At 48.3% G+C, this 2,116-nt stretch carries 2 protein-coding genes; both read right to left on the bottom strand.

What is annotated here, in order from left to right; all coding sequences use genetic code 11:
- Positions 1-98: 98 nt before the first annotated feature.
- Positions 99-764, bottom strand: coding sequence for a colanic acid/biofilm transcriptional regulator McbR (gene mcbR, locus ACUU1I_RS20290; RefSeq protein WP_005068010.1), 666 nt, complete (start codon positions 762-764; stop codon positions 99-101).
- Between the two features lie 197 nt (positions 765-961).
- Entirely contained in the window at positions 962-1,999 is a 1,038-nt protein-coding gene (gene curA, locus ACUU1I_RS20285; RefSeq protein ID WP_005068007.1) for an NADPH-dependent curcumin/dihydrocurcumin reductase, read from the bottom strand.
- Positions 2,000-2,116: the final 117 nt, after the last annotated feature.

Raw genomic sequence — 2,116 nt, 5'->3', positions numbered from 1 at the left:
CGATGAACCTGCGCCCGGACGAAATTATGGTGTCGGCATGAATATTGCGTGGCGATTTGAGTAATTACTTGATGCCCGGTATTTGCCGGGCATTTAATTTAACGATTGTATTGCTGGTATAAAATAGCAATATTTTGTTGCATAATTTCAGCAAGACAATGTTTGCATCCCTCTTTGTCTTTTGCTTTTAACGCAGCGAGTAATAGATGATAGTTTTCTATGCGCTCCCGTAATTCCGCTGGGTTAATCGCTTCATAAAGATAATGTAAAGCAGGTCCCATCCTGATCCACAGTTGCTCAATCATCTCACACAGGATGGGCATATTTGAGCGATGATAAATCGCTAAGCGAAATAGCCTGTTCGCATTAATGATTTGTTCCATGTCGCCCTTTTCTTGCGCCTGCTGTAATTTCCCGAGCAATTCCTGAAGTTCTGCTATGTCTTGCGAGGAGAGGTTTTCAACAGCCAGGGCAACTGCCATTAATTCCAGTTCGTAGCGGATCCGATTGATTTCGTCTAACTGACTTTGCCTCACTTCCGGTACTGTAAATGCTTGTGCAGGTGCGACAGAAAGCGCATTCACCGAAACCAGACGTAATAATGCTTCACGCACAGGTGTAATACTCATACCTAATTGCTCCGCCAGATTTTTAGTAATCAGGCGTGCGCCAGGTTTTAATGCGCCAATACTAAGCTGATGTTTCAGGTCGTTCTCAACCTGCAGAGTCAAACTGACATGTTTCATTTTTCCCGTTCCAGGCATTTTAATTCCTTCGCGTGTTTTCTGTCCAACCCTGCCTGCATGGCAGAAGGAGTTCACCTAGTGTATTAAAGTGAATAATCATAAACCACCCACCTTTGTTGTTATTAGCAGCAGAACAATGACGTGGTTAGTTAATTAAAGCTGAAAATAAGCTTTTTGCCTGGATTTTTATGGCGGCTTACGCCGCCGTTGAAACTTTAATCATCACCCGCGACGCGGATCACCACTTTGCCGAAGTTTTTACCCTTCAGCAGGCCGATAAACGTCTGTGGCGCATTCTCTAAACCATCAGTAATATCTTCGCGGTAGTGGATTTTATCCTCTTTCACCCATTGCCCCATCTCCTTCTGAAACTCATGGATGCGGTGACCATAATCCTGAGCGATAATAAACCCTTGCAAGCGAATACGTTTTTTCAGCACCGTTGCCATCAACAGGGGTAAACGATCCGGACCGGGTGGTAGCTCTGTAGCGTTATAGCTGCTCACTAAGCCACAAACGGGAATGCGCGCAGATGTATTAAGTAATGGTAGCACTGCATCAAATACCTTACCGCCCACGTTTTCATAATAGATATCAATACCTTTTGGGCACGCTTTCGCCAGTTGTTCGGCAAAATCGTCCGCGAGGTAATCAAGGCAAACATCGAAGCCTAACACCTCGGTAGCATGGCGGCATTTTTCCGCGCCACCGGCTACCCCCATCACTCTGCAACCTTTAAGTTTGCCGATTTGCCCCACCGTCGCCCCCACTGGTCCTGTCGCCGCAGCTACCACCAACGTTTCGCCCTCTTTAGGCTGACCGATATCCAGCAGCCCCATATAAGCGGTAAAGCCTGGCATCCCCAGCACACCCAGCGACCACGATGGATTTTGCGGATGATCGCCAAGTTTCACCAGGTCATCACCACTGGATATGTCATAGTCCTGCCATCCACTGTAGCCCAGCCCCCAGTCGCCAGGCTGATAATCAGGATGATTCGACTCCACGACACGGCTCACCGTACCGCCGACCATCACGCCGCCAATATCAACCGGCGGTGAATAAGATGGCTCATCGCTCATACGTCCACGCATATACGGGTCCAGGGACAAATAAACTGTGCGCAGTAACACCTGTCCTTCACCCGGTGTGGCGACATCATCTTCTTCAAGACGGAAATTCTCCGGAACCGGTGCGCCATGTGGACGCGAGGCCAGAACCCAACGTCGATTACGCTGCTTTTGTTGCCCCATAATGCTCTCCTGTGCTTTTGGCATGAATCCATCAATAGTAGCAGGCTCACGGGATTGGTTTTGTTTGCAGCCGTCACATCCCCTCTGCAACACGCAATAATTTCATCGAGGAATCCG

The sequence above is a fragment of the Shigella sp. SIG3 genome (genome assembly GCF_053555855.1).
This window is presented reverse-complemented; position numbering and strand designations above follow the sequence as displayed.

What these genes read in the sequence shown, in the direction of transcription:
- mcbR (WP_005068010.1), bottom strand. Translation starts at nt 764, where the DNA reads ATGCCTGGAACGGGAAAAATGAAACATGTCAGTTTGACTCTGCAGGTT.
- curA (WP_005068007.1), bottom strand. Translation starts at nt 1,999, where the DNA reads ATGGGGCAACAAAAGCAGCGTAATCGACGTTGGGTTCTGGCCTCGCGT.